This window comes from Pigmentiphaga soli, from assembly GCF_039541095.1.
Taxonomy (GTDB): domain Bacteria; phylum Pseudomonadota; class Gammaproteobacteria; order Burkholderiales; family Burkholderiaceae_B; genus Pigmentiphaga; species Pigmentiphaga soli.
Genome location: NZ_BAABFO010000007.1, coordinates 21,969 through 46,073 on the forward strand (window position 1 = coordinate 21,969; position 24,105 = coordinate 46,073).

The following is a 24,105-nucleotide window of genomic DNA, read 5'->3' on the forward strand; positions in this document are numbered from 1 at the left end:
GCGGGTCACTGGGGCAGCCAGACACGGCACAGCGACAGCAGCCTGTCGATGTCCAGCGGCTTGGAAATATAGTCGTTGGCGCCGGCGTCCAGGCAGCGCTGGCGGTCGGTCGGCATGGCCTTGGCGGTGAGCGCGATGATCGGCAGGTGGGCGAACTGCTCTTTCCGGCGGATCTCGCGGATGGCCGTCAGGCCGTCCATCTCGGGCATCATGATATCCATCAGCACTAGGTCGATGGGCGTGTCGTGCGCCAGCACGTTGAGCGCCTCCAGGCCGTTGCGCGCGATTTCCAGCTGCGCGCCCAGCGGTTCGATCACCTGCGACAGCGCGAAGATGTTGCGCACGTCGTCTTCGGCCAGCAGGATGCGCCGGCCCTCGAACGCGGCGTCGCGCTGGCGCGCCTCTTTCAGCATGCGCTGCTTGTCGGCCGGCAGTTCGGATTCCACGCTGTGCAGGAACAGGGTGACCTCGTCGAGCAGGCGTTCTGGCGAGCGGGCGCCCTTGATGATGATGGACTTCGAATAGCGGCGCAGGCGCTGCTCTTCTTCCGGGGTCAGCGAGCGGCCGGTGTAGACGATGACCGGCGGGAAGGTATGCTGGTCGTCGCCGGCCATCTTTTCCAGCAACTGGTAGCCGGTGCCGTCGGGCAGCACCAGGTCGAGCACCACGCAGTCGAATTCGTTCGCCGCCAGGTGGCGCAGCGCGTCGGCCACGGTGCCGGCGCCCTCCAGCTCGACGCCGGGCGCCTGCAGCAGCAGGCTGATGTTCTCGCGCAGCGCCGGGTCGTCCTCGATCACCAGGATGCGGCGCACGCGCTGCTTGAGCCGGGCCTCGAGCGAGCGGATGGCTTCGGCCAGCTGATCGCGCGCGGTCGGCTTGAGGGTGTAGCCGATTGCGCCCATGAACAGCGCGGCTTCGGTATGGTCGGCCACCGACACCACGTGGACCGGGATGTGGCGGGTGGCCGGGTCGCGCTTCAGGCGGTCCAGCACCGTCAGGCCGGAGTCGTCGGGCAGCTCCACGTCGAGCAGGATGCCGTAGGGCTGGTAGTCGTGCGCCAGGGCGAGGCCGTCGGCCGCGGTGGCCGCGTGGATGCAGTCGAAATCCAGTTCGTGGGCGAGGTCGTACAGGATGCCGGCGAAGGTTTCGTCGTCCTCCACCACCAGGATCAGCCGGACGCCGCGGGTGCGGTGGTCGCGATCGTCGTCGATGCCGGCGGCGGGGCGCCGGAGGGTGGAAGGGGGGATCGGCACCTCGGAGGAGACACCGGAAGACGCGGGCGCCTCGTAGGCCGGGGCCGGCGAGGCGAAAGCGGGGGCTGCCTCGCCAGCCGTCCCGGCGCCGGCGGATCCGGCATGTCCGGGCCAGAGGCTGGCCGACGCGCGTGCCGTGGCGAGGTCCGCCGGCGCGGCGGGTTCGTCGTCTGCCCGGGCGCTTTCGGCGGGCTCCAGGCGCTCGGCTATCTCAAGCGAGAAGGTACTGCCGGCGCCCGGTTCGCTGGCGACCGTGATGTCGCCGCCCAGCAGGTGAGCAAGCTGGCGCGAGATCGACAGCCCGAGCCCGCTGCCGCCGTACTTGCGGCTGGTAGTGCCGTCGGCCTGGCGGAAGGCCTCGAAGATCACTTCCAGCTGCGAGGCTTCGATGCCGATGCCCGAATCGACCACGTCGAAGCGCACGCGCCCCGGGGCGGCCGCCGCCGCGCGCAGCGCCACCTGGCCGCGTTCGGTGAACTTGAAGGCGTTGGACAGCAGGTTGCGCAGGATTTGCTGCAGGCGCTGGCCGTCGGTCACCAGCGTCTGCGGCGCCCCGGCGGCGGTTTCGATGCGCAAGTCCAGTCCTTTCTGCTCGGCCACCGGCGCGAACGATTGCCGCATCGAGGCCAGCACGGTCGACAGCTCGATCGGTTCAGGGACGATGGTGACCTGCCCGGCCTCGACTTTCGATAGGTCAAGGATGTCGTTGATCAACAGCAGCAGGTCGGTATTGGACGAATGGATGGTGCGGGCGTAGCGCACCTGCTCCGGCGTCAGCGTGCCTTCGCGGTTATCGGCCAGCAGCTTGGCCAGGATCAGCGAGCTGTTGAGCGGCGTGCGCAGCTCGTGCGACATATTGGCCAGGAATTCCGATTTGTACTGGCTGGCCCGTTCCAGCGCCGCGGCGCTTTCGGCCAGCCGCCGCTGCGCGGTCAGCAGGCCGCGCTTCTGGCGTTCCAGGTCTTGCGTGTGTTCTTCCAGCCGGGCATTGGTCTGTTCCAGTTCGGCCTGCTGGGTTTCCAGCCGCGCCTGGGTGTCCATCAGCGCGCGGCTGCGTTCTTCCAGCTCCTCGTTCGACACCCGCAGTTCTTCCTGTTGTACCTGCAGCGCCTCGCTCTGGCGCTGGGTTTCCCCCAGCAGTTCCTCGAGCCGGCCGCGATACAGCGCCGAGCGCAGCGTGGAGCCGATGATATCGGCCGCCACGCCCAGCACTTCGGTCTCGTCTTCCAGCGAGGTCTTGCCGACGAAGCCCAGTTCCATTGCGCCCACCACCTGGCCGCCGGCCGACAGCGGCGTGGCGACCACGGCCGACGGCGCCGCATGGCCCAGCGACGACGCCACCTGCAGATAATCGGGCGGCAGACCGGTCAGGGCCAGCGTGCGCTGCTCCAGCACGGCCTGGCCCAGCATGCCGTGGCCCACGCGCAATTCGGACGGACCGGTTTCTTCGGGCAGCGCCCAGCCGCCGATTCGCCGCAGCACGCCCTGGTCGAGACTGTAGAACGCCCCTACGCCCGCGCCCAGGTGGCGCACGATGATCTGCAAGGCCTGCGCGGCGATCTCGCCGGCGCCGAGTTCGCCGCGCAGGCCCTTGGCCAGTTCGACGTGCCCCTGCTGGATCCACGCATGGCGCCGCAATGCGGCCGCCGAGCGGATGTGCGAGTAGGCCATCCAGGCCAGCGCCCACAACATGAGCACGCCAATGCAGCGGTTGACGGCGGCCACGATCGTTCCGGCCGATTCCGCCGGCAGCGACAGCGCGTAGGCGGCGGCCAGCAGCAGCGTGCCGCAGGTAGCAGCCACGAATGGCGCCGCCGGTTCGCGCGCCAGCAGGCAGACGGCAACCGGCGCGACATACAGTACCCATGCGGCATAGCCCGGCGGCGCCATCATGTCGAGCGCGAAAATGCCGCCCGTCATCAGGGCAACGATCAGATAAAGCGGTAATGCGGTCAGTAAGCGATGGGGCATGGCGGTTCGGACGGCGTTGGACCGGTGGCGGCGGACGCCCGCGGTGGGGCGGCGGCGCCGGAGTCCGTCAGGCCGAGGGATTTTAGAACCCGCTCCAGGCCGCCCGGCGCAGCGGACGTAACTGAACGCTTCGGGGCGCCGGGCACGCCGTATCCGGCGCCCGCCGGGACGGCGCGAAGCGTTTGCGGCCTACCGTCGCGCCCGGTCTCAACGCGCTTCGCCCGCCTCCGTGAAGATGCGCCGGCCGGCCTCCAGCAATTCGGCGCGCGGCGCGCCCAGCTTGATGGCCTCGCTTACCTGCAGCGGCACGTACTTGGTGGCCGAAACCAGCAGTGCCTGGTCTTGCGCCTGGCCCGGCCAGCGCACCGCCAGGCAATGCTGGTGGTGCGGGGCCTGGCCGTCGTACTTGCTGACGACCGCGCCGGTGCGCAGTTCGACCGCCGTGCCGTGCCGGTGGTCGACTTCGAAGTGGGGCAGGCCGCCCAGGAAGCGGATATAGGGGTGCAGCGCGTTCATCGGTCTTGCTCCGGGGCTGCCGCGGCCTGGCGGGACGGCCGCATGCTGCCGTGGGTCTCGGCGTATTGGCGGGTGAAGGCCGCGCCGTAGAAGAAAATCTGCGCGGAGTAGTAGATCCACAGGATCAGCGCAACCACCGAACCGGCCGCGCCGTACGACGACGAGACGCTGCCGCCGCTCAGATAGAGGCCGATCATGACCTTGCCGACCAGGAACAGCACCGCCGTGACGATGGCGCCCGGTATCACGTCGCGCCAGGCGATGCGCACCGAGGGAAGCATTTTGTAGACGACCGCGAACAGCGCCACCACCACCGAGAACGAAAACACGTTGGACACCACCAGCGCGATCAGCGAGAACGCCGATTCCATCCAGTAGCGGGTCCAATAGCTTTGCAGCGCCGCCAGCCCGGCGTTGACCGCCAGCGAGATCAGCAGGAACAGCGCCAGCACCAGCACCAGGCCGAACGACAGCAGGCGGCTGCGCAGCAGCGACATGACGCCGGAGCTCTCGCGCCGGGGGGCCTCCCACAGTTCGTCCAGGCTGTCGGTCAGTTCGGCGAACGCCGTCGTCGCGCTGAAGATCAGCAACACGACGGAGATCACGGCCGCGATCCAGCCCTGTTCGGATTCCTTGGCGCTGGCCAGCACCGTCTGGATGACCTCCGCGCCCTGGCGGCCGGTCAGCCCGCCGATCTGGTCCACGAGCTGGGCGCGCACGGCATCCTCGCCGAAGAACGCCCCGGCCACGGCGATGACCAGCAACAGCATGGGGGCCAGCGAAAACACCATGTAGAGCGCAAGCGCGGCGCCCTTGCTGGAGGACCGATGGGCGGACCAGCGCTCCGCGGCCGCGATCATCAGCGCGATCGGGGCCCAGTGGAGCAGCCGGTCGACGAGCGGGGGAAGCTTCATGGCTGGGGACCGCCGGCGGCAGGAACTTGTAATTTCTTTATTGTCCTTGGGCTTGCGCGAGGCCGTCAGTGCTTCACACAATCCGACGCAATTGAACGGTTTTCTAACGCGGCGGCCAGGCCCCGGGGCGCCGCGCGCCGCCCTCCGGCGCGCCATGCCGCTGTTGCTCCGAATGAAGTTTTTGCTATCCTGCCGCGAGGAACGAGGAACTCATGCGGGAGAGCTCGATGCGCCTGATGCGCGCGAAGGATGGGGGAGGTCGCGCGGGCGGGGCGTGGCGGCGGCCGGGGCGGGCGGCGGCAGGGGCCGTGGCCGTCCTGCTGGCGGCGGCGCTGGCCGCCTGTTCCCCCGGGGGGCCGGGCGGCACGCCGCTCAACAGCCCCTACGCGGCCGGCGCCGAACGCCAGAACACGCTGTACACCGCGTTCACCCAGCGCTCGCCCAAGTACCTGGACCCCACCAGTTCGTATTCGGTCGACGAAACGCCGTACACCTACCAGATCTACGAGCCGCCGTACGGCTACGACTACCTCAAGCGCCCCTATCAGCTGACCCCGCGCGCCGCGCAGCGCGTGGCCGACCCCGTCTACCTGGACGGCCAGGGCCGCCCGCTGCCGGCCGACGCCCCGGGCGAGCAGGTGGCCCAGAGCGTGTACGACATCCCGATCAAGCCCGGCATCCTGTACCAGCCGCATCCGGCCTTCGCGCGCGACGCCGCCGGCCATTACCTGTACCACCACCTGGCGCCGGCCGACCTCGAAGGCAAATACGCGGTCACCGATTTCCCGCACACCGGCACCCGCGAACTCACGGCCGACGACTACGTCTACGCCATCCGCCGCCTGGCCACCACGCGCGTGGTGTCGCCCATCTTCGCCCACATGGCCGACTACATCGTCGGCCTCAAGGAATACGGCGAACGCATCCGCGCCGCCGACCGGGAACTGCGCAAGGGCCTGGACCCGACCGACCGCGACCTGCCCTGGCTCGACCTGCGCAAATATGCCTTCGAAGGCGCCGAGGCGGTCGACCCGCACACGCTGCGCATCCGCATCAAGGGCAAGTACCCGCAGTTCAAGTACTGGCTGGCGATGACTTTCTTCGCCCCCATCCCCTGGGAGGCCGACGCCTTCTACAGCCAGCCCGGCATGGCCGAACGCAACCTCACGCTGAACTACTGGCCGGTCGGCACCGGTCCCTACATGCTGACCGAATACCTGGCCAACCGCCGCCACGTGCTCAGCCGCAATCCCAATTTCCGCGGCGAGCCCTATCCCTGCGAGGGCTCGGACGAAGACCGCCGCAACGGCCTGCTGGACGACTGCGGCAAGACGACGCCGTTCATCGACCGCATCGTCTTCAACATCGAGAAGGAAAGCGTGCCGCTGCAAGGCAAGTTCCTGCAGGGCTACTACGACGTGCCTCAGGTGGAGCGCGGCGAATACGGCGTGGCCTACCTGGTGGCGATCAACGACTCCAAGGAAAAGGCCCGGCTGTTCGCCGACCGCGGCATCAGGCTGCCCACCACCGTCGAAACCCAGAACTGGTACATGGGCTTCAACTGGCTCGACCCGGTGGTGGGGCAGGGCGACACGCCCGAGCAGCAGGAAAAGAACCGCAAGCTGCGCCAGGCCATCAGCATCGCGGTCGACTGGGAAGAATACGTGACGGTGTTCGAGAACAGCCAGGCGCAGGTGGCGTACGGCCCGCTGCCGCCGGGCCTGCTGGGCTACCGCGAGCCGCCCGAGGGCGCCAATCCCGTCGTCTACGACATCCACGGCAAGGACGTGACCCGCAAGCCGCTCGATGTGGCCAGGCGCCTGCTGGCCGAGGCCGGCTACCCCGGCGGCCGCAACGCCGCCACCGGCCAGCCGCTGGTCATCAACTACGACGCGATGGGCGGCGTGTCGCCGGCGGCGCGCTCGCAGTTCGACTGGATGGCGCGGCAGTTCGCCAAGCTAGGCATCCAGCTCGACATCCGCTCGACCGACTACAACCGCTTCCAGGACAAGATGCGGCGCGGCTCGGCGCAATTGTTCATGTGGGGCTGGAATGCCGACTACCCCGACGCCGAGAACTTCCTGTTCCTGCTGTACGGCCCCAACGGCAAGGTCAAGTCGGGCGGCGAGAACGCCTCCAACTATTCCAACCCCGAGTTCGACCGCCTGTTCGAGCAGATGAAATTCCTCGACGACGGCCCCGAGAAGGAGCGCATCATCGAACGCATGGTGGCCATCGTGCAGAACGACGCGGCATGGATGTTCGGCTACTTCCCGAAATCGGGCGGGGCCTATCACCAGTGGGTCGGCAACGGCAAGCCGACCCAGATGATCCGCAACAACCTGCAGTATCTGAAGATCGACCCCGAACTGCGGGCGCGCAAGATCCGCGAATGGAACCAGCCCGTCTGGTGGCCGGTGTGGCTGCTGGCGGCGCTCCTGTTGCTGGCCGTGCTGCCGGCCGTCGGCATGCTGCGCCGGCGCGAACGTGCCACGGCGGTCGTCGCGGCAGCGGCCGAGGGGGGCGCGCGATGAGCGCCTATATCGTCCGCCGCGTGCTGTACGGCATCCTGATCCTGATCGGCGTGAACCTGTTCACCTTCATGCTGTTCTTCGCCGTCAACACGCCCGACGACATGGCCCGCCTGGCCATCGGCGGCCGCCGCGTCAGCGCCGACGCGATCGAAAAATGGAAGGTCGAGCGCGGCTACGACAAGCCGCTGCTGGTCAACCGCCAGGCCGAAGGCGCCCGGCGCTTCACCGACACCATCTTTTTCGAGCGCTCGGCGCGCCTGTTCGTGTTCGACTTCGGCGCCTCCGACGCCGGCCGCGACATCGGCTACGAGATCCGCCAGCGCGCCGGGCCCAGCCTGGCGCTGGCGCTGCCCACCTTCATCCTCGGGCTGATCGCCAGCGTGGCGTTCTCGCTGCTGCTGGTGTTCTTCCGCGGCACCTACCTCGATTTCTGGGGCGTGGTGCTGTGCGTGGCGATGCTGTCGATCTCGGCGCTGTTCTACATCATCGCCGGCCAGTACCTGTTCTCCAAGGCGCTGCGGCTGGTGCCGCTGTCGGGCTATGCCGACGGCCTCGACGCCGCGCGCTTCCTGGTGCTGCCGGTGGTGGTGGCGCTGATCGCCCGGCTCGGCCCCGAAGCGCGCTTCTACCGCGCGCTGTTCCTGGAAGAGATCGGCAAGGACTACGTGCGTACCGCGCGCGCCAAGGGCCTGTCCGAACGCCTCGTGCTGTTCCGCCACGTGCTGCGCAACGCCATGCTGCCCATCCTGACCGGCACCATTTCGGCCATCCCGCTGCTGTTCATGGGCAGCCTGATCGCCGAGTCGTTCTTCGGCATCCCGGGGCTGGGCAGCTACACGATGGACGCCATCGGCGCGCAGGATTTCGCCATCGTGCGCGCGATGGTGTTCGTCGGCTCGGTGCTGTACATCGTCGGCCTGATCCTGGCCGACATTTCCTACACCATCGCGGACCCCCGCGTGCGGCTGGGGTAGCGCCATGCCCAAGTTCGTCTTCCTGTGGACCGACGTTGCCTTGCTGGTGCTGCTGCTGGCGGTGGCTGCCTACGTCTGGCATGCGGCGCGCACGCCCACGCTGCGCGCCACCTGGTCGCGCGTGGCACAAGACACCGCGGCCATGTGCGCGGCGGTGGTGCTGGGCGTGTTCGTGCTGGTGGGGCTGCTCGATTCCATCCACTACCGGCCGCTGCTGGAACCGGTGCAGGCGGCCGGCCAGCCCGCGCCGGCGCCGGCCTACGCCCCGTTCACCAAGTCGGTATTGGACATGCTGCTGGCCAAGCCGGTGGAAGGGCGCGAGAAGACCTATTCCGCGCCGCTGGCGGTGCGCCAGTTCACCAAGGAATCGATGCTGGTGGACGGCCAGCCGGTGCGCGACTTCCCGCGGCTGCGGCACGGCGGCGCCCACCTGGGCGACGACCCCGACGCCCGCTGGGCCGGCGACGTCGCCCGGCGCACGCTGGCCGGCTTGGCCGCAGGTCTGGCGGCGGCCGCGGCCACGGCCCTGATCCTGGCCGCGCTGCTGGCGCGCCGGCGCCGCGCGACGCTGCGCCAGGCCTGGGCCGCGATCGCCGCGCGCCGCACCCGCGTACCCTGGGGCGCCATGCTGCTGACCTGGACCGCGATCTGCCTGCTGGCCGGCATGGCGGCCGCGCTGTCGACCGGCTACCACGTGATGGGAACCGACAGCACCGGCAACGACGTGCTGGTGCAGACCGTCAAGAGCTTCCGCACGGCGCTGGTGATCGGCACCCTGACCACGCTGGCCACGCTGCCGCTGGCGCTGTCGCTGGGCATCATGGCCGGCTACTTCAAGGGCTGGGTCGACGACCTGATCCAGTACCTCTACACCACGCTCACCTCGATCCCCGGCGTGCTGCTGATCGCCGCCTGCGTGCTGATGGTGCAGGTGTTCATCGACAACAATCCCGACCTGTTCGCCACCAGCGCCGAGCGCGCCGACCTGCGGCTGTTCCTGCTGTGCATCATCCTGGGCGTGACGGGCTGGGCCAGCCTGTGCCGGCTGCTGCGGGCCGAGGTGCTCAAGCTGCGAGAGCTGGACTACGTGCAGGCCGCGCGCGCCTTCGGCGTCTCGCACACGCGCATCATGGCGCGCCACCTGCTGCCCAACGTGATGCACATCGTGCTGATTACCGTCGTGCTCGATTTCTCCACGCTGGTGCTGTACGAGGCGGTGCTGTCCTACCTGGGCGTGGGGGTGGATCCGTCCATGAATTCCTTCGGTTCGATGATCAACCTGGCGCGGCTGGAAATGTCGCGCGACCCGATGATCTGGTGGAACCTGCTGTCGGCCTTCGTCTTCATGCTGGCGCTGGTGCTGTCGGCCAACCTGTTCGCCGATGCCGTCCGCGAAGCCTTCGATCCGCGTGCCCGGGCCTTCCGTCCGGCCTGGGCGCGCACCGTCCGCCCGGAGGCGAAATGAGCGCCCCCCGTCCGGCCGCCGGAAGGGCGGCGTTCTCCCTCGCCGGAAATGCCGCGCGGCGCCAGGAGGGCACGCCCGCGCAGGCGCTTGCCGACAGCCCCTTGCTGGACGTGCGCGACCTCGACGTCGTCATCGACGGCGAGCAAGGCCTGGTGCACGCCGTCGATGCGCTGCGCCTGACCATCGAGCGCGGCCAGACCTTCGCGCTGGTGGGCGAGTCCGGCAGCGGCAAGAGCATGACGGCGCTGGCGCTGCTGCGCCTGCTGCCCGACGCCGGCCGCATCGCGCGCGGCAGCACGCGGCTCGACGGCGCCGACCTGAACCGCCTGGCCGAGCGCGACATGCGCGCCGTGCGCGGCGGCCGCGTCGGCATCATCTTCCAGGAGCCCTCCACCAGCCTGAACCCGGTGATGCGGGTGGGCGACCAGATCGTCGAGACCGTCGTCCGGCATACGAAGCTGCGCGGCGCCGCCGCGCGCGCCAAGGCCGTCGACTGGCTGCGCCGGGTCGGCATCCCCGAGCCCGAACGGCGTATCGACGACTATCCCTTCCAGCTGTCCGGCGGCCAGAAGCAGCGCGTGATGATCGCCATCGCGCTGGCGGCCGAGCCCGAACTGCTGATCGCCGACGAACCCACCACCGCGCTCGACGTGACCATCCAGGCGCAGGTGCTGGCGCTGCTGGCCGAGCTGCAGCGCGAACTGGGCATGGCGCTGCTGCTGATCACGCACGACCTGGGCGTGGTGCGCAACATGGCGCACCATGTGGCCCTGATGTATGCCGGCCAGGTGGTGGAATCGGCGCCGGCCGAGGTTTTCTTCTCCCACCCGCGCCATCCCTATGCGCGGCTGCTGTTCGCGGCCGTGCCCGGCATGGCGCGCCGCGGCCACCGGCTGGCCGCCATCCCGGGCCGCGTGCCGGCGCTGAACCAGCGCTTCGGCGGCTGCCGCTTCGCCGACCGCTGCCCCGCCCACGCCGCCGAATGCGACGCCGCGCCGCCGCCGCTGCTGCCTGCCGACGATGCCGGCCGGCACCTGGCGCGCTGCGTCAGGCTGGCGTCGATCGAGGCGGAACGGGCGGTGCAGGCCGATACGGCGGGCGAGGGTGAAAGGCTTGGGGCCGGCGAGGCAGAGACCCCCGGCGCAGGCGACGACGTCGTCGCAGCGGCGCACAACGCGGGGCCGGGGGCCGCGGCCATGCCCGCGTCCGTGGCCGGTCCGTCGGCGGCGCCGCTGCTGGAGGTACGCGACCTTTCGGTGCATTTCCCGATCCGCAAAGGCCTGCTCAGGCATACGGCCGGCTGGGTCAAGGCGGTCGACGGCATCACCTTCTCGCTCCAGCCCGGCCGCACGCTGGCCCTGGTGGGCGAATCCGGCTGCGGCAAGACGACCACCGGCAAGGCCCTGCTGCGCCTGCTCGACGACACCGCGCGGATCGGCGGCCGCGCCGCGCTCGACGGCCGCGACCTGCTCACGGCCGGTCGCGGCGCGCTGAAAAAGCTGCGCCGGGAAATCCAGATCATCTTCCAGGACCCCTATGCCTCGCTGAACCCGCGCATGCGCGTGGGCGAAATCCTCGACGAGGGCCTGCTGTCGCTGCGCCCCGGCATGGACCGCGCCGCCCGCGCATTAAAGATCGCCGGCTTGCTAGACCAGGTCGGCCTGCGCGGCGACGCGCTGGACCGCTACCCGCACGAATTCTCCGGCGGCCAGCGCCAGCGCATCGCCATCGCCCGCGCGCTGGCCGTCGAGCCGCGCCTGATGGTGTGCGACGAACCCACCTCCGCGCTGGACGTTTCGGTGCAGGCGCAGATCCTGAACCTGCTGCATACCCTGCAGCGCGAGCTCGGCATCGCCTACCTGTTCATCACCCACAACTTCGGCGTGGTCGAATACCTGGCCGACGACGTGGCCGTGATGAAGGCAGGGCGCATCGTCGAAGCGGGCCCTGCCCGGCAGGTGCTGGCGCATCCGCAGGATGCCTACACGCGCAGCCTGCTCGATGCGGTGCCGCGCTTCGATGGGGAGCAGGGCGCGGCCGGCGCTACCCGGCCACCGGCGGCGAAAAGACCGTGATGCGGCCGCCGCCGGCGGCCTTCGACGCGTACATCGCCCGGTCGGCCCGCGCGTAGATTTCGGCAAAGCTCAGCCCCGGCAGGAACTCCGCCAGCCCCACGCTCACGGTGATCCTGAGCGCGTGCCCGTCGGTCGAGAAATCCGTCGCCGCCAGCCTTCGCAGGAAGGTGCCGGCCATGGCCTGCGCATCGTCGATGCGGGCCGGCACCAGCAGCGCCGAGAATTCCTCGCCGCCCAGCCGCGCCACCACCGCCGGCGGCCCGAACACGCTTTTCATCAGCGCCGCCAATTCCGAGATGACATGGTCCCCGGCCGGGTGGCCGTAGGTATCGTTGATTTTCTTGAAGGCGTCCACGTCCACCAGCATCAGCACATGCGATTCGGGCGACGACGACACCGTCTCGGCGATCTCGATGAAAGTGCGGCGGTTCAGCAGCCCGGTATGCGGATCCAGCCGGTTCAGCTCGGCCAGGTGGTTCTTCATCTGGTACACCCGGTAATTGCCCATCGCGGCGTTGTAGACCACGTAGGCGCTGAGCACGCCCGACAGCAGCGTGGTCTGGATGGCCGAGCGGACGATCTGGTACGGCGCGTAGATCAGGTTCACGCACAGGTCGACCAGGTCGGCCACGATGATGACCAGCAGCGTGACCGTGATCGTGCGCTGGATCGCTTCGCGCCGCGACGTGACCTCGCCGTGGACGCGCCATTTGTTGCGCGGAGGGGCGTTCTGCATGCTGAGACAAGTTCCTGTTGCTGCGCAGCTGCGGCAACAGGCCGCCGCGCCGTCGGCGCCCATTAGATCAGATACCGGCGTGCCGCGGGCCGCATCGGGGTGGGGCCGGCCTTCGCGGCATGCTCTATGATGGCGGCCTCCGCGTCGATTCCCCACCCGCATGAACGACCGCAGCACCGACCAATGGGCGGTAGGCCCGCTGACGATTTCCCGCGCCGTGGGCTACGTGGTCGGCCTGCCGTCGTTCATTCTCGGCACGGCTACCTTCATGCTGGGGTTCGCGCTGGCGCGCGGCGCCATCCTGAATATTGCCTGCCTGCTGTACGCCACCGCGCTGACTGGCATCGGCTGGCGCGTGGCCGCCGGCCGCTGGCGCCCGGCGCGGCTGGCGCCGGCGCTGGGCCTGCTGGTGGCGGTGCTGGCGGCCGCGGCGGCGCTGTACTGGGCGCTGCGCGGCGTCCTGTGGGTGTTCGGCGCGCCGCCGATGGTGGGGTAGGGCGGTGCGCGGAAGGGGGTAAATCGACTATGATGTCGACCCCCGCCCGGGCGGCGCCGGCAAATGCCTGGCGCCGGAGCGATCGCGGGAAGCGTGGCCGAGTGGTTTAAGGCACTGGTCTTGAAAACCAGCGACGGGCAACCGTCCGTGAGTTCGAATCTCACCGCTTCCGCCAGTTCTCTTCTTGCGGCGCCTGCGATGGCTCTGGCCGGGCGTCTACACCGTCCCGCCGGCGCGGCGCCTGTCTTCCGCATCCAGCAGCGCCTGCAGCTGCCGCCTGGCCATCAGGCCGGCACGGTCGGCGACCACGCTGACTTCCTGCAGGTTCGCCCCCGGGCCCGCTTCGTCATTGCGCTTCTGGATCGCTTCCAGGATCACCTTGTCTTCCGCGAAGGCGACGTGGGCAATGCTTTTGAAATAGGCCGCGGCCTTGTCGTTGACCGCGTAGTCGCGGGCCATCGCCCACCAGTAGTGATGCGAGCGTGGCGTTTCCGGCGTCGTCATGTGGTGGAACATGAAGGCGTACTCGGCCTTCTCGCCCGGCCGCGGTTCCTTGATGCGGATGCTGACCTTGGCGATGTGCACCGCTGGCGAGACCGACACCCCCTCGTCGACGCGATCGGTCAGGCGGTCGCCCAGGCCCAGATCGTCGTTGTAGACCGGCGAAAGCGGCTGGTTCAGGAATTCGTTGCGATAACAGACGCGGTCATCGCCCAGCACCGGCGGCGGCGAATAGTTCGCATAGGAGTCGATCGCTCCCAGCGTGGACTTGTGCGCGAACGGAAAATGCGTGAGGTCGAGCACGTTCTCCTTGAGCAGCATGTAATTGGCCGCCACGTGGATGCGTTCCGTGGCCCAGGCCCAGCCCGGCTCGCGCAGCCATGGGTAGACCGGCACGTCGTCCGCGTTCGCCAGGGCGGGATCGCCTGTCCAGATCCAGATGTAGGGGGCCTTGTCGACGACGGGAAAGGCGCGCACCGATCCCTTGCGCGGGCAGTTCGGCTGGGTGGGGACGGCCACCAGCGTTCCCGTGGGATCGAACTGGAAGCCATGGTAGCCGCAGGTGATCCTGTTGCCTTCGAGTGCGCCCATGGACAGCGGCAACCCCCGGTGGGAACAGCGGTCGACCAGCGCCGCCGCCGTCCCGTCGTCCTGGCGGAACAGGACCACGTCCATGCCCAGCACCTTGCGCGGCAACAATTGCCCTTGTCCCAGTTCTTCGCTGGTCGCGATCACCCACCAGTGATCGAAAGGATAGTTTTCTTCCGGATTGCGCATTTCCACATACACCATTGATCGAAATTCAGGCAGCCGCCGCCGCGCCGTAGGCGCGCCGGGCGATGATCTGCTGGAAGTGATGCACGGCGTCTTCCCAATAGGGCGAGAACCGCGTCGACATTCCGATCTCCTGCCGCTGCGCGCTCAGGCTCTGCACCCCCATCGAATAGGCGGCGTCTTCGCTTGTGACCTGCTCCCAGATGTCGACGTTGCGTTGCCGGGCCGGCGCGGCCTGCGTCGAGGTCGCGCCCGGGCCGATGAAGTACATCTTGCGGCGCACCGTCGTGCGCGTGGCCGAAACCGGGCGCAGCAGCGTCGTGATGAACGCCTCTGGCCAGGCGGCCACGATGACCGTGGGCGTCACGAAGCAGATCGTGTACGGCGGATCCTCGCCGCGGGCGATGGCCGCCGCCGCCGCCGGGTTCAGCCCGAGCGCGTCGGCCGCCAGCCCGGCCAGCGTGCCGAGGCGGGTGTATTTGGGCACGCCGGCGGTGACGCTGGTGAACACGTCGTCGTCGCTCTCCGTCTTGTACATGGCCGGCTGCGACAGCGCCGGATGGACGAAGGGGATGTGGTAGCCCTCCAGCCCGCCTTCGTGATAGAGCTTCCAGTTGATGTCCAGCCCGGCCTCTTCCGTGCCGCCCGAAGGGTGGGCCAGGTCGTACCCGGCGGGTTCGTAGCGGGCGAAGAGCTGCGTCAGCCTGGCCGAGAAATCCTCGAAGGAGCGGGCCTTGCCGTCGATGTTGACGAACACGATGTCGTTCCAGACGGCAGAGCGCACTTCGATCAGGCCGAGCTGGGCGCGGTCGAAGTCTTCGTGGCCGGTGGTGCGCGGGCCGGCGATCAGCGGAGTGCTGTTGAGCCGGCCGTCCAGTTCGTAGGTCCAGCAGTGCCAGCCGCAGGAGATCTTGCGGACGTTCCTTGCCTCGCGCACGAGCTTGGTGCCGCGGTGGCGGCAGATGTTGTGGAAGCAGCGCACGGAGCCGTCGGGCTGGCGGATCAGCACCAGTTCCCAGCCGGCCGCCGTGATGGGCTTGAGATCGCCCGTCATCGGCGCATCGCTCGCGAAGCCGACCGCGAACCAGTCCTGCCGGAAGAGCTTCTCGCGCTCGACGTCCCAGCAGGCCTGGTCGGAGTACACGCGTCCCGGCAGTCCGTCGGCCACGCCGATCGGCTTGAACAGCGCCTGCAATTCCCGTTCGCTCAGCAGCGGCCTGGCCGCCATTTCCTTGTCCATTTGTTCGCCCCTAGTTCAAGATGTCGGATTTGTGAAGGTGGCCGGGCGGCGCTCAGGCGCGCGCACTGGCGATCCAGCCGTCGAACAACTGCTGGTTGCGCGCGATCCACTCGGCCGCGTGCCGCGCAATGTCGCGGTCGCTCTTCTCGCCTTTCATCATTCGCTGGTTCTGCGCCACCCGGTCTTCCAGCGAAAATCGCAGCGCGCCCAGGAATTTCTCCGCCGGCTTGTTGGCCGAGAGCCATTGCGTATTGGCGCCGACGTAGTAGGTGGTTGGCTTCCAGCCGGTCAGGCAATCCGGCTTCCCGCTGGCGCAGCCGGCGATGCCGTGGTAGGTCATGGCTGGATCGGCCTGCGGTTCTTCCAGCCAGACGACGTCGCGGCCGGGCATGATCTCCACCGTGGCGTTGTTGGGATACCAGGCATAGAAGAAGACGGGCTTGCCGGCCCGGTAGCGGGCGATGACGTCCGCCACCATGACCGCGTATTCGCCGACCAGCACGTTGACCGTATCGTCGAGCCCGAGCCGCTTCATGTCGGCCAGCACCCGTTTCTCGTCGTTCCAGCCTGCGCCGGGGCCGATGAGGCGCGCGCGGCGGTCGCTGCCGTCGGCGAACAGGGCGGCGAGCTTGGGGTCGCGCAGGTTGGTGATGCTGCGGATGCCGTATTTCTCGGAGGTCGGCTTGTCGATCAGGTAGCCGGCCACCGACCCGGGATTGGCGGCGGGCCCGAGCAGCGTCACGCGGTCTTTCACGCTCTGGTAGGCGGCCTCGGCCGAGGGCATGATGATGTCCATCGTGTAGTGGCCTTCCCCCTGCGCCAGCGTCTGGTAGAGGGCGGCGGGCGTCATCACGCTCGGCGCTTCGACGCGATAGCCGAGCCTGCGCAGTCCTTCGCGGGCGACGGCCTCGGTCCACCACAAGGAGTCGAAGCTGGCCCGCAGCGGCCTGACCGCCTGGCCGGTCTGGGCGCGCAGGATCGCGGGAAAGCCCGCGGCGGCGGTCAGGGCGCAGGCGATCATCGCTCGCCTGCGGGGTAACGGCGTTTCTTTCATCTGAGCTCCAGTCAATGCAATGTCGAGAAATCGCGTCGCCGCTTCACGCGGTAGCGGTTTTCGTCCGGCGCAGCCGGAACGGAAAGGAGGGGAAAATGCGCGCCGGCCGTTCGCCCTCGGCGCCCTGCGTCAGGCCGTCCAGCATCAGCGCCAGCAGCACCAGGCACAGCCCGCCGGTGGCGGCCATTCCCACGTCGAGGCGGGAGATGCCTCTCAGGACCACCAGTCCGAGCCCTTCGGCGCCGATCATCGCGGCGACCGAGCTCATGACCATGGCCAGCATGATGGTCTGGTTGATGCCTGCCCGGATGGCGTCGAGCGCCAGCGGCAGCTTTACCTGGAACAGCAGCTGGGCGCGACTGGCGCCGAATGCCTCGCCGGCCTCGATCGATTCCGGCGAGACCTGCTTGATGCCCAGGTAGGTAAGCTTGACCAGAGGAGGGATCGCGAACACGATGGTGGCGATGACGCCCGGCACGGAACCGATGCCGAACAGCATCACCACCGGCACCAGGTAGACGAACGACGGCGTGGTCTGCATCACGTCCAGCAGGGGGCGGGCCAGCCGCCACAGGCCGTCGTGCTCGGCCAGCAGGATGCCGATCGGCACGCCGAGCAGCGCGGCGAAAGCCACCGAGGTAGCCACGATGCCGATCGAGGTCATCGATTCGGCCCAGAACCCCAGCCAGCCCATCAGCACCGCCGAGACCACGCAGAACGCGGCGAACGCCGTGCCCCGCCGCACGTAGCCCAGGATGCCTAGTACGGCGATCATCAGGGCCGGCGGCACGGCCCGCAGCGATTGGTTGATCCACTCCAGGAACTGTTCGACCGGCAGCCGCAGCAACTGGAACAGGCCGCGGTAGTGCTGCACGAAAACGTTGACGCCATCCTGGATCCAGGCATCCAGCGGCAGCAGGGGCATTCCGAGAAAGCTGTCCATCGTCATTCCTCCCGGCCCAGCGCGTACAACGAGCCGATGCGGTCGAACACCTCGCTGCAGCTGACCACGCACCGCTGGCCGCTGCGGCCGTCCGCTACCGATACGAAGGCGCCATGGCGCAATACGCCCAGCAGCTGCGACAGCGGGGCGTCGGCCGCCACCTCGACCAGCGCCCCGCGCGGCAGCCGCGCGCCGGTGAACTGGGAGCCGGGAATGCCGGCCACCAGTTCGCCCGCGCACATCATCTGCATGCGGTCCACGTTGGCCACGAAGGCGCGCACGTAGTCGTTGCAGGGGCGCGCGACGAGGTCGGTCGCGGTGCCTTCCTGCACGGCTCGGCCGTCTTTCATGATCAGGATGCGGCTGCCGATCCGCGCCGCCTCGGCGAAGTCGTGGGTCACGAACAGGATCGTCATCTTCAGCTCGCGCTGGAGCCGCAGCAGTTCGTCCTGCAGGGTCCGGCGGATCAGCGGATCCAGCGCGCTGAACGGCTCGTCCATGATCAGCAGTTCGGGGTCCGTGGCCAGCGCGCGCGCCAGGCCCACGCGCTGTTTCATGCCGCCGCTGAGCTGATGGATGCGGTGGCTCTTCCAGCCGTCCAGCCCGACCATCTCCAGCACCTCGCCGACCCGCCGACGGCGGGCCGCCGGGTCTTCCTTGCGCAGCGCCAGGCCGAACTCGACGTTCTTTTCCACCGTCATGTGGGGCAGCAGGGCAAAGCTCTGGAACACCATCGCCATGCGGCGCATGCGCAGTTCCCGCAGCGCCGCCGGGCCGCATTCGCCCACCGGCGTGCCACAGACGGACACTTGTCCGGCGGTGGGGCTGATCAGCCCGTTGACGCAGCGCACCAGCGTCGATTTGCCGGAGCCCGACAAGCCCATGATCACGTAGATCTCGCCGCGCGACATGGACAGGCTGACCTGGTCCAGCGCGGGCCTGGCCTGCTCGTGCCCGACCGCCTCGCCGAACGATTCGCCGCGGGCCAGGCGCCGCCGGATACGCGCTTCCGGCTTGCCGAACACCTTGCCCAGGTTCGAGATGCGGACGATTTCCTGCGCCGCCGAAGCATCCGCCGCGGCCTGGGCGTCGCCGGCATCGCGCAGCCGGCGGGCCTCCGCCTGCGGCAGGACGGAGCGGAGGGGAGGTTCGGCGCCGGAGGGCGCGCAAGCGGGCGTGGGGATCGGGCGGATTGCTTGAAGCATTTGGACTCCAACTGGATTCGAGGCAAAGGAAGAATCAGGCTGTTGGCAACATATCCCGCGCGCAGGGCGTCCGGACAAGCTTAGTGCAGTCGACGCTGCAGCGCAATAATTCTGCATACATTCGACAATGTACCGATGCGATCGGCGTTCCGGCGGCGCCGCGGCGGCGCATGCGGCGCCGCCGCGCGCTGCGTCAGAACAGGTGACGTATGCCGAACTCGTAGCCGGAGGACGACTCGCCGGCCACGCCCGTGGGCGCTCCCCATAGCGCCCTGGCCGCGTCGCCCTTGTTGTTCACGTAAGCGGTCTGCACGAACAACGCCGTGCGCTTGGAAAGGTTGTACAGATAGCCGATGGCGTACAGCGTGCTGTCATTGCCGTCCTCCAGGTCCTTGCCGCGGTTGAAGACGACCGAGGCGCGGATCATCCCGGCGCCCACCGGCACCTGCAATCCCACCGAGTAGTTGTCGAACTTCGATCCGCCCAACTCCTTGCGCGAGTAGCGGCCCATGAGCCTGACTACGCCGAAGTCGTAGAGGCCGGCCAGCACCCCGTACTTGAACTTGGCGGGAACGGTGGAGGTCTCGCCGTACGCGCCTTCGACCTTCCATGGGCCGGACGCATAGCCGAGGCTGCCGCCCCTGAACTTGTTGGTGTCGTCTCCCTCGGCGAACGAGGCCTGCATCTGTCCGAATACGCCGCCGAGACCGGCGGGCAGGACGTAGGTGACCGCGTTATCGATGCGGGCGGTGGTGGCGGGAACGGTATTGCCCGGCACCGATGGCGTGCCGCTGGCGCCGCCTATGCCGCCGACGCCGGTGTCGTAGAAGGCGTCGTAGGTCCAGTCGGTAAGGTAGACCGCCATGTTGTCGCGGCCCATGCGCAGCTCGCCGAAAGTGACGCTTTTCAGGCCCACGGTCGACCTGCGGTTCCAGAACTTGTTGCCCGCGCCCATGCCGCCGGTATCGACGGCGATCGCCCCTTCCAGCCAGAACTCGGTGCTCAGGCCGTTGCCGAGATCCTCGGAGCCGCGAAAGCCGAGCCGAGAGGGCGCGGTGCCGGGGTTGCCGAGCTTCCATACCTTTTCGGAGCCGCTCCGATAGTGGCCGATGCCCGTATCGAGCAAGCCGAAGATCGTGACGGAAGATTGCGCCGAGGCAGTGCCGGAAAGCGCCGTCATGGCGACAAGCATACTGAGGAGAAGTGCCCTGTTCATCTATCAGCCTTTCAAGAGTGGGTGGTGGAAACCGGGTCGAAGCGCTGCTCGGAAACGCGTTCCACGTGGCATGGAACGCCGTACTGGCAAGCCTTTGCTCCGCGCATCGCCCGCACTCGGGAGGTGCGCCAAGCACCTTGAATGACGTTCCCGGTTCCATCGATGCACCAACTTCGGAGCAATTCCGGCTTGCCTTATTTTGAATACAATATCCAAGCAAGTTTCTTGCCACGGCACCCATTCCGGAATGCCAGGCCGGGCCTAGCGAACGGCGATCGATTTCTTCTGCCTGGCCTTCAGCCGCGCGAACCCCAGGCCGGTGGCCAGGACCGCCCAGGCGCACCAGGAGATGAGCCCGGCGCCGGAGAAATGAGGCCGCAGATAGCCCACGCTCATCACGCCCACGGCCTGGCCGAGGAAGAACAGGGCGGCGAACAGGCTCATGCCTATGCCCCTGCGGCCCGGCGTCATCTGCGTGGCCTGCGTCTGCAGCGTGTTGTGCAGCATGTAATAACCGAGCCCCGTGACGCAGAGGAACGCCACCGAAGCCATGCCCGGTGCGGCCGCGATGCACAGCAGCCCGATGCACAGCAGCGCTGCGCCCCATGCGCACAGGCCGGCCTCGCCCAGCCCCCGCACCATGCGGCCGGCCAGGCCTACGTAGACGAGGCCGCCGACGCCGAACATCATCGATATCGCGCCCGAGAGGGTGAGCGACATATCGGCGCTCTCGTGCAACTGCAGCGCCATGAACGCCAGCGCGCCGTAGACCGCCGCGCCCTCCAGGAAGCCGGCCGCCATGACGATCTGCACCCAGCGCGAGCCGAGCGCCTCTGCCAGCGTGCGCAGCGCGCCGCCGGGATGCGCGGCGGCGTGCGCGGCCGGGACATGCGCCGGCCGCGGCGTGCGAACCGTGCTCTTGCCCAGCACCAGTGCGCCGGCGGCGAACCAGGCGGCCAGAATGCCGAAGGCGATGCGCCATTCGAAGAGTTCCGCGGCCATGCCGCCCAGCACCTGTCCGGCCGCCACGCCGAACATCTGCCCCAGGGTAAAGCGGGCCATGATGGGCTGCCGCGATTCGTAGGGAACGACGTCGCCGATCCATGCCATGGACAGCGGGATGATCGCCGCGGAGGTGGCGCCCGCCAGCACCCGGCCGGCCAGCATCACCGGGTAGTTCGGCGCCAGCATGCAGACCAGCGCCCAGGCCGCATTGAACGCCGTCGCCCAGACGACTACCCGGTACTTGCCGTAGCGCTCGCCGACGGCGCCGAAGACCACCTGCATCAGACCGTAGGCGGTGGCGAAGCCGACGATGAGATTGGCCGCCGAGGCCGTGCCCACGCCGAAGTCGTGGCCGATCCGCTGCTGGAGCGCGTCGCACACCCGCATGGAAGCCGAAGTGGCCACCGACGCCAGGGAAAGGATCGCTATCGATAGGGAGGGAATGTCGTCGGCTTGCGCCTTGCCGGCATAGAGCGGCGCTGTGTCGTGGAGGCTCATCTGGTTTTCTTTAAATAGTAGAAAGAAGATTGTATTCAAAACTTGACGAATCGTCGTCCGCCAATTAGCCTTTGAACGAGCGCGCCTCCGGGCCGCGCTGGAGTCGCTCCGCGGCCGGCCGGCGCCGGGCGGGCGTTCGCAACCAGAGCAGAGGATTTCATGATCGAGATCAAGCCGATTCACCCCCGGGAGCCCCTCCCCGAATACAACATGCCTTTCCTGCCAGCCGTGTCTTCCCAGGGGGGGAAGATCCTGTGGATCGCCGGCAATGGGCCGGTCCCGCTGTATCACAAGCATCCGCACGTGCCGGAGGAAGAGCGCGAGTGGCTGAGCGGCGGCTTCCGCGCGCAGTTCGACCGCACCATGGCCAACGTCAAGCTGGTGGTGGAGGCCGGCGGCGGCACCCTGCAATCGATCGTGAAAATGACGGTCTACCTGCCCGACATGAGCTACCAGAACGAGCTCAACCAGGGGATCTTCGACTACTTCGGCCGCGAGAACCCGCCGCCCCGCACGCTGGTCGGCGCGGCGCTGTCGCACCAGGACATGCTGATCGAGATCGACGTGACGGCGATCGTCTAGTTCAGGAGCAAGAATGATGAGTCGACCCGGAATCAAGCTTTCGCGCCGGCAGTTGCTGGGAGGGGCGGCCTCGGCGGCCGCCGTGGCCGCCACGCAGGGCCTGGGCGGGCTGGCCCAGGCCGCCGCCAGACCGGTGCGGATCGGTTTCTCCATGGCCAAGACCGGCTACCTGGGCATGGCCTCGCCGGTGGCGCTGCAGGCCTACGAGCTGTGGAAGGCGCAGGTCAACGAGGCCGGCGGCCTGGAAATCGCCGGGGAAGGGCGCCGGCCGGTCGAGTTCGTCATCTACGACGACCAGTCCGAGCCCGTCAAGGCCGCGGAGGCCTACGAAAAACTGATCTCGCGCGACAAGGTCGATCTGCTGCTGGCCCCCTACGGCACGCCTTTCCACATCGCCATCGGGCCGGTGGTGGAGCGGCACCGCGTGCCGCTGATCGGCAATACCGCCACCACCACGCTATTGCGCGATCTTAAGGCCAGGTACATGTGGTTCACGCAATCGATGCCGGACGCCTACGCCAGGATGCTGGCCGGATTCCTCGCCGCGCAGGGCGTGAAGTCGGCCTCGCTGCTTACGCTGCAGCTGCCGGCCTCGCTGGAAACCAAGAAATTCGTCATGCCGCTGTTGAAGGAGGCCGGCATTGCCGTGCCGGTGAATTCCGAATACGCGGTCTCGGTGTCCGACATGACCGGCATGCTGGGCTCGGTCAAGAACGCGAAGCCGCAGGCGGTGGTAGCCCTGAGCTACCCGGGCGACTCGGTTCTTTACGTCAACGCGGCGCGCGAATCGGGCATCGACGTGCCGATACAGTTCCTCTTCATCGGTCCCTGCACGCCATTCTTCTTCCAGAAGTTCTCGCGGCCGGTCATCGAAGGCATCGTCACGCTGGGCGAATGGGCGCCCAGCCAGGCCCGGTGGCCTGGCGCCAAGGCTTTCTTCGACGCCTACTCGGCCAAGTGGGGCGAGCCGCCCGACTACCTCGATTCGACCATCTGCTACGCCAGCTGCCAGATCCTGCAGCAGGCCGTGGCCACGGCCGGCCTGGACCGCGAGAAGCTGCGCCAGACGATTTCCAGCGACACCTTCCAGACCATCAAGGGGCCGATCCGGTACGCCAACGCCGAAAACGTGTCCACCGTGCCGGGCTTGCTGCAGATCCAGAACGGCGGCATGGAAATCGTCTGGCCGAAGGAAATCGCCACCGCCGAGTTCAAGCCCAAGAAGGGCTGGGCCTGATGCGGGATCCGGCCGGGCGCCGCGCCGGCGGCACAGGGAGCGAATCATGATTCCCCAGCTTCTGCTGGCCGGCCTGGTGGTCGGCTCGCTGTACGCGCTGATCGCCGTCAGCCTCAACCTGGTCTACGGGACCATGCGGCTGCTCAATTGCGGACACGGCGACCTGGTCATGATCGGCGCATTCGTCGGCTATGGCGTGGTGGTCGGCCTGGGGCTGTCGCCGGTGGTCGGCTTCTTCGTCGCGCCGATGGTCACCGGCCTGCTGGGCTTCGTGCTGTTCAGGACGCTGTTCTTCGATTTGTCCAGGCGCTTGTCGGCGGACGGGCTGGAGGCGGCGTCGCTGCTGATTTTCTTCGGGGTCTCGATGGTGGTCCAGAACACGATGTCCTATTTCCTCACCGGCACGCCGCACGCCTACAGCGGCTACGACGATCTCGTGCGGATCGGCCAGACGGCGGTGAGCGAGAGCCGGCTGATCGCGCTGACGGCGTCCGTGGCGCTGGTCGCCGCCGTGATGGCCTTCCTGCGTCTGACCATGTGGGGAATAGGCGTGCGCGCGATGATCCAGAACCGCGAAGCTTCCCGCATCGTCGGCATCGATGTCGAGCGGGCCTTCGCCTTGTGCAGCGTGGGCGGCTTCGCGCTGGCGGGCGCCGCGGGCGCTGTGCTGGGCATGCAGCAGCCAGCCACCCCTTTCATGGGTGCGCCGTACACCACGATCGCCTTTCTCATCGTGATCCTGGGCGGCCTGGGCAATATCGCCGGCAGCCTGGCGGGCGGCCTGGCGATCGGGCTGCTGGAGACGCTCGGGGTCTCGCTCACCGACCCGAGCTACCGCGATCCGCTGATCTACGGCCTGTTCATCCTGGTGCTGCTGTTGCGGCCGCAAGGCCTGTTCGCCAGGGCGAAGCGCTGA

At 68.3% G+C, this 24,105-nt stretch carries 19 protein-coding genes and 1 tRNA gene; 9 read left to right on the plus strand and 11 right to left on the minus strand.

Features of this window, described 5'->3' with window-relative positions; all coding sequences use genetic code 11:
* Window positions 1–5: 5 nt before the first annotated feature.
* The 3 genes from ABD927_RS08835 to ABD927_RS08845 all read right to left on the minus strand — a co-directional run bounded on the left by ABD927_RS08835 (window position 6) and on the right by ABD927_RS08845 (window position 4,654).
* The gene (locus ABD927_RS08835) at window positions 6–3,224 is read right to left on the minus strand and encodes a response regulator (RefSeq protein WP_345248433.1); all 3,219 of its coding nucleotides are present in this window, start codon (window positions 3,222–3,224) and stop codon (window positions 6–8) included.
* A gap of 207 nt (window positions 3,225–3,431) precedes the next feature.
* The gene (locus ABD927_RS08840) at window positions 3,432–3,740 is read right to left on the minus strand and encodes a hypothetical protein (RefSeq protein ID WP_345248435.1); all 309 of its coding nucleotides are present in this window, start codon (window positions 3,738–3,740) and stop codon (window positions 3,432–3,434) included.
* Window positions 3,737–4,654: a YihY/virulence factor BrkB family protein gene (locus ABD927_RS08845; RefSeq protein WP_345248437.1), complete on the minus strand. Its 918-nt coding sequence runs from the start codon at window positions 4,652–4,654 to the stop codon at window positions 3,737–3,739. The genes ABD927_RS08840 and ABD927_RS08845 overlap by 4 nt, the downstream gene beginning before the upstream one ends.
* A gap of 236 nt (window positions 4,655–4,890) precedes the next feature.
* Between ABD927_RS08845 and ABD927_RS08850 the strand changes: the two genes are divergently transcribed.
* From ABD927_RS08850 to ABD927_RS08865, 4 genes are read left to right on the plus strand one after another with little or no spacing between them, the layout of a single operon-like run.
* Window positions 4,891–7,188, plus strand: coding sequence for an ABC transporter substrate-binding protein (locus ABD927_RS08850; protein ID WP_425570226.1), 2,298 nt, complete (start codon window positions 4,891–4,893; stop codon window positions 7,186–7,188).
* Window positions 7,185–8,162 (plus strand): ABC transporter permease, encoded by a 978-nt coding sequence (locus tag ABD927_RS08855; protein ID WP_345248441.1) that lies wholly within the window; start codon window positions 7,185–7,187, stop codon window positions 8,160–8,162. The genes ABD927_RS08850 and ABD927_RS08855 overlap by 4 nt, the downstream gene beginning before the upstream one ends.
* 4 nt (window positions 8,163–8,166) lie before the next feature.
* Window positions 8,167–9,627 (plus strand): ABC transporter permease, encoded by a 1,461-nt coding sequence (locus ABD927_RS08860; protein WP_345248443.1) that lies wholly within the window; start codon window positions 8,167–8,169, stop codon window positions 9,625–9,627.
* A complete protein-coding gene (locus ABD927_RS08865) occupies window positions 9,624–11,702 on the plus strand; it encodes an ABC transporter ATP-binding protein (RefSeq protein ID WP_345248445.1) in 2,079 nt (692 codons plus the stop codon). Before ABD927_RS08860 ends, ABD927_RS08865 begins: the two co-directional genes overlap by 4 nt.
* Here the strand turns inward: ABD927_RS08865 and ABD927_RS08870 are convergent.
* Window positions 11,671–12,438 (minus strand): GGDEF domain-containing protein, encoded by a 768-nt coding sequence (locus ABD927_RS08870; RefSeq protein ID WP_345248447.1) that lies wholly within the window; start codon window positions 12,436–12,438, stop codon window positions 11,671–11,673. The genes ABD927_RS08865 and ABD927_RS08870 overlap by 32 nt on opposite strands.
* A 160-nt stretch (window positions 12,439–12,598) precedes the next feature.
* Between ABD927_RS08870 and ABD927_RS08875 the strand changes: the two genes are divergently transcribed.
* Window positions 12,599–12,934 carry a hypothetical protein gene (locus tag ABD927_RS08875; protein ID WP_345248449.1) on the plus strand — a complete coding sequence of 112 codons (336 nt, stop codon included), beginning with the start codon at window positions 12,599–12,601 and terminating at the stop codon, window positions 12,932–12,934.
* A gap of 87 nt (window positions 12,935–13,021) precedes the next feature.
* Window positions 13,022–13,109 (plus strand) — tRNA-Ser (locus ABD927_RS08880).
* Between the two features lie 41 nt (window positions 13,110–13,150).
* On the opposite strand, the gene ABD927_RS08885 is transcribed toward ABD927_RS08880, so the two are convergent.
* From ABD927_RS08885 to ABD927_RS08915, 7 genes are all read right to left on the minus strand, one after another.
* Entirely contained in the window at window positions 13,151–14,212 is a 1,062-nt protein-coding gene (locus ABD927_RS08885; protein WP_345248451.1) for a Rieske 2Fe-2S domain-containing protein, read from the minus strand.
* A 25-nt stretch (window positions 14,213–14,237) separates the two neighbouring features.
* The gene (locus ABD927_RS08890; RefSeq protein WP_345248453.1) at window positions 14,238–15,449 is read right to left on the minus strand and encodes an aromatic ring-hydroxylating oxygenase subunit alpha; all 1,212 of its coding nucleotides are present in this window, start codon (window positions 15,447–15,449) and stop codon (window positions 14,238–14,240) included.
* Window positions 15,450–15,501: 52 nt separating this feature from the next.
* Complete coding sequence (gene proX, locus ABD927_RS08895) at window positions 15,502–16,470, minus strand: glycine betaine/L-proline ABC transporter substrate-binding protein ProX (RefSeq protein ID WP_345248455.1); 969 nt, start codon at window positions 16,468–16,470, stop codon at window positions 15,502–15,504.
* Between the two features lie 76 nt (window positions 16,471–16,546).
* The gene (locus tag ABD927_RS08900; protein ID WP_345248457.1) at window positions 16,547–17,446 is read right to left on the minus strand and encodes an ABC transporter permease; all 900 of its coding nucleotides are present in this window, start codon (window positions 17,444–17,446) and stop codon (window positions 16,547–16,549) included.
* A gap of 2 nt (window positions 17,447–17,448) precedes the next feature.
* The gene (locus tag ABD927_RS08905) at window positions 17,449–18,651 is read right to left on the minus strand and encodes an ATP-binding cassette domain-containing protein (RefSeq protein WP_345248459.1); all 1,203 of its coding nucleotides are present in this window, start codon (window positions 18,649–18,651) and stop codon (window positions 17,449–17,451) included.
* A gap of 193 nt (window positions 18,652–18,844) precedes the next feature.
* Window positions 18,845–19,831 carry a porin gene (locus ABD927_RS08910; RefSeq protein WP_345248461.1) on the minus strand — a complete coding sequence of 329 codons (987 nt, stop codon included), beginning with the start codon at window positions 19,829–19,831 and terminating at the stop codon, window positions 18,845–18,847.
* Between the two features lie 297 nt (window positions 19,832–20,128).
* Entirely contained in the window at window positions 20,129–21,370 is a 1,242-nt protein-coding gene (locus ABD927_RS08915; RefSeq protein WP_345248463.1) for an MFS transporter, read from the minus strand.
* Window positions 21,371–21,580: 210 nt separating this feature from the next.
* On the opposite strand from ABD927_RS08915, the gene ABD927_RS08920 reads away from it, so the two are divergent.
* From ABD927_RS08920 to ABD927_RS08930, 3 genes are read left to right on the plus strand one after another with little or no spacing between them, the layout of a single operon-like run.
* Window positions 21,581–21,952, plus strand: a complete 372-nt coding sequence (locus ABD927_RS08920) for a RidA family protein (RefSeq protein WP_345248465.1) — start codon at window positions 21,581–21,583, stop codon at window positions 21,950–21,952.
* Window positions 21,953–21,968: 16 nt separating this feature from the next.
* The gene (locus tag ABD927_RS08925; protein WP_345248467.1) at window positions 21,969–23,189 is read left to right on the plus strand and encodes an amino acid ABC transporter substrate-binding protein; all 1,221 of its coding nucleotides are present in this window, start codon (window positions 21,969–21,971) and stop codon (window positions 23,187–23,189) included.
* A gap of 46 nt (window positions 23,190–23,235) precedes the next feature.
* Window positions 23,236–24,105 (plus strand): branched-chain amino acid ABC transporter permease, encoded by an 870-nt coding sequence (locus ABD927_RS08930; RefSeq protein ID WP_345248469.1) that lies wholly within the window; start codon window positions 23,236–23,238, stop codon window positions 24,103–24,105.